Source organism: Nocardioides sp. (genome assembly GCF_051876515.1).
GTDB lineage: Bacteria > Actinomycetota > Actinomycetes > Propionibacteriales > Nocardioidaceae > Nocardioides.
The window spans coordinates 1-3808 of the sequence record NZ_JBJEHY010000234.1 but is presented as its reverse complement, the minus strand read 5'-3'; the positions used below and the strand labels follow the sequence as shown (position 1 = coordinate 3808).

3 protein-coding genes are annotated in these 3808 nt (G+C 74.4%); all 3 read right to left on the bottom strand.

Translation table 11 applies throughout. The features are described from left to right. Positions 1-806, bottom strand: an 806-nt coding sequence (locus ACI379_RS16345; protein ID WP_439793182.1) for a TIGR03084 family metal-binding protein, incomplete at its 3' end; no start/stop codon positions are given. Then, entirely contained in the window at positions 803-1426 is a 624-nt protein-coding gene (locus tag ACI379_RS16340; RefSeq protein ID WP_439793181.1) for a TetR/AcrR family transcriptional regulator, read from the bottom strand. The genes ACI379_RS16345 and ACI379_RS16340, both read right to left, overlap by 4 nt. 210 nt (positions 1427-1636) lie before the next feature. Next, a partial coding sequence (locus ACI379_RS16335; protein ID WP_439793180.1) for an FtsX-like permease family protein occupies positions 1637-3808 on the bottom strand: 2172 nt, incomplete at its 5' end.

The following is a 3808-nucleotide window of genomic DNA, read 5'->3' as shown; positions in this document are numbered from 1 at the left end:
GCCTGGCCACCCTTCGGCTCGCGGCCGCCGCCGGCGGGACCGGCGAACGCCTGCGCGATCGTCAGCCACGTCTCGGCGTCCGCGCCGGTGGCCACCAGGTCGGTGTCGTCGCGGTGCACGCGTTGGGTGACGAGCTGGCAGAAGTCGTACGCGCTGCCGCTCACGCGCTGCGCGGCGTCCTCGGGCCCGTACGTCCACACCTCGCCGCTGGGCGCGGTCAGCTCGACACGGAACTCCTCGGCCGGCGCCTCGAGGCCGTTGTTGACGAAGGAGTAGCCGCGGGTGCGCACACCGATGTGCGCGACGTGGCGGATGCGGTCGGTGGGCTCCACGGTGAGCCCGAGGGCGTCGTACACGTCGAGGGCGTGCGCCCAGGTCTCCATGAAGCGGGCCGAACCCATCGAGGCGGCGGACATCGGCGGGCCGAACCACGGCATCTTGGAGCCCTCGGGGAGGTCGCGCAGGGTCGCGGCGAGCGCGGGACGGGCCGCGCGCCAGCGGGCGAGCAGGTCGGCAGGAGCCACCGAGCCGCCGGCCAGCGCCATCTCGTCGACGTAGCCGGTGGGGTTGCCGATCGCCTCCATCACGACGGCGTCCCAGGCCTCCTTGCCCTCGGGCGTACCGGCGCCGGCGGCCAGCACGGCGACCTCGTCGGTCCACGCGAGGTGGGCGACCGAGGTGGCCACGTCCCAGCCCTCGGCGGGAGTCGCCGTACGCCAGCCGCCCTCGTCGAGCCCGGCGACGGCGCGCTCGAGCTGGTCCCCCTCGGCGGTGAGGTCGGCGAGGATCTGGTCGAGGACACTCATCGGGTCTCCTGGTCGTCGGTCGGGGCCCCGAACTGGGCGTCCAGCGTGAGGGCCCACTGGTCGAGGATGCGGTTGCGGCGACGGCTGTCGTCGCCGAGCGTGTTGGCCAGCCCGAGCCCGCGGACCAGGTCGAGGGTGGCCTGGACGAGCTCGCGGGTGCCGGGCTGCGTGGGGTCGACCCCCAGCGCGGCGGCGGTCATGTTGTGGGCGTCGCGACCGACCCGCTGCTCCAGCGGTCCGACCGCCTCGAGCAGCGTCGCGTCCGTACGCGCGGCGACCCACAGCTCGAGCGCGGCGGAGAAGACGTCGGAGGAGAAGTGCTCTCCGAGGACCTGCAGCACCGCGCGCGTACGGCCCGGGCCGGCGGGGATGAGGGCGAGCGCCGCCGCCAGCTCGGCACCGCGGGCCTCGGTCAGGTGCTCGACGGCGGCGACGACGAGGTCGGCCTTGGTCGGGAAGTGGTGCAGCTGGGCGCCGCGGGAGACGCCGGCGCGTTGCGAGACGAGCGTGGTCGAGGTGCCGGTGTAGCCGACCTCGACCAGGCACTGCACGGTCGCCTCGAGCAGGCGCGCCCGCATGGCGCGGGTGCGCTCCTCCTGGGGGACGCGGGTGACGGGCATGCGGGAAGTCTGGCCCGCGCACTAACAAACAGTCAAGCCTGACTTTTTGTACGGAGGGGTCGGGGTTGGGCGGGCGCCGACCCCTTGTAACGCGCAGTCCCTGTCTCTTCCGCGACGGCATGCCGGACGGTCAGAGGCAACAACTGCGCGTTACAAGGGGGGCCGCCCGCGGCCCGAGCGCGGCCCGAGCGCGGCCCGAGCGCCCGAGCGTCAGTCGATCCGCGCCACCATCGGCAGCCGGGAGCGCGTGGACACCCACACCACGCCCGCCGCGAGCAGCGGCAGCACCACGACGACGCTGGCGATCAGCAGCCACGGCACGTCGAAGAACGGGCCCACCGCCTCCCCCTCGACGTACCCGCCCTCGGAGGTCAGCGCGTACGCCATCGCGAGCCCCGGCACGAACCCGACGGCCACGCCCATGACCGTGCCGATCCCCGCCAGCACCAGGGCGTACCAGGCGCCGACCTGACGCCGGGTGCGCGGCGCCGCTCCGACGGCGGCGAGCGTGGCCAGGTCGGGCCGCGCGTCCCCGAGTGCGAGGAACGTCGCGGTGAGGGTGCCGGCGAGCATGAGCAGCGCGCCCACCCCCCACAGGACGAGGTTCGCGATGGCCTCCTCGGGCGGCGTCTCGTAGCCGCGCTCGGTGTACACCGAGGCGTCCGGGTCCACGGACGCGATGCGCTCCTCGACCGCCTTCTCCTCCGCGCGCGAGAGCCCGTCGGGCAGGCGCAGCGCCTGGACGACCACGGGCAGGGAGTGCTCGGTGGTCAGCGACCGCGGCAGGACGGCCTGCGCGGGCGCGAACCCCTCCACGTCCACGGCGACGGCGGCGAAGGTGGTCTCCACGTCCACGTCGTACTCGTCGACCCCCGGGCGCCAGCGTTCCGCGGACAGGTCGACCTCCTCGACCTTCTCGTCGGTGAAGACCACCGCCTTCCCGCTCGACAACGCCGCGTCGACGGCCGTGGCCTCGGCGTCGGTCAGCGCGAGACCCGAGGCGTCGTCGGCGACCACGACCATCGGTCCGACCCCGATGAAGGAGCTCTCGAACCACCAGTCCTCCCCGGGGCGCTTCACGGACCACGACACCTGCTGGTCGCCCTCGACGGACGACAAGCCGTACACCTGGTCCACCTGCGCGGACGGGACCTCCTCGGCCACGACCTGTGCCAGCGCCGGGAAGGGGTCGGTCGTCGCAGGGACCTCCTGCCCCGGCAGGATCTCCTCGTACCGGGTGATGACGGAGGTGCCCATCGGGGCGGACGCCTCGTACGTCTCCTCCCGCTCCTTGTAGTCGCTGCTCGACGCGATCCCGATGACGACCACGCCCGCGACGGTGGCGGCCACCGCGGCGACGGCGGGGACCGAGCGGGTACGGTGCCGCGCCGCGTCGCGGGTGGCGTACCGGGCGGCCAAGGGCCAGCGCGCGGCCAGTCCGGCGACCAGCTGGATGGCGACGGGGACGACCAGGGCCATGCCGAGGACCGCCACCACGATGGAGCCCGCGAGGACGAGCGTTCCCGAGCCCCCGGCCGTGCCCATCGCACCGGCCGCCACCCCGAGCACGCCGAGGCCGAGCAGGACCAGCCCGAGGACCGGCAGCCCGCGACGCGGTGCGGCGTCGCCGCGGCGTCCGGCCAGCACCCGCGCCACGTCCTGGCGCGCCGACGTCCAGGCCGGTACGGCCGCGGCCATCAGGGCGCTCGCGGTCCCGAAGGCGGCGACGACGAGCAGCCACCCCCACGGGACGTCGAACGGCCCGAACCACGTGGGGTCCATCCGTTGGACCAGCCCCAGCACGCCCCGCGCCACCCCGAGCCCGGCCACCAGGCCGAGCCCGGTGGCGACCACTCCGAGGACGAGGGCCGAGGCAAGGACCACGCGGCGCGACTGCGCGGGAGTGCCGCCGTTGAGGGCGACGAGCGCGACGGTACGGGTGTGCTGGCGCGCGTTGACGGCGAAGGCGGGACCGGCGAGCAGGACGACCTCGACCAGCACCATCACGGCGATGAGGATCCCGACCGACACGGTGTCCTGGACGTACCCCTGGTCGTAGTCCCACTCCTCCTGGACGCCCGCGGGCGGGTCCAGCAGGACGGCACGCGAGGTGACCAGGATGCCGAGGTCGTTGAGCGCAGGGACGTCGTCCCAGGTGATCTCGGGACCGTCCACGAGGTACCGCACGTCGTCGGGGCGCTCGGCCATCAGCGAGCCCCGCGGGCCGGCCAGCACCGGGAGCGTACGGTGCGTCGCGTCGCGGCCCACGCCGACGATCTCCCGGGGGCCGTCGACCTCGGGGAGCTCCACGGAGTCGCCGACCCGGACCCCCTCGTCGAGGAGCGCCTGGTTGACGACGACCTCATCGGGCCCGTCGGGCAG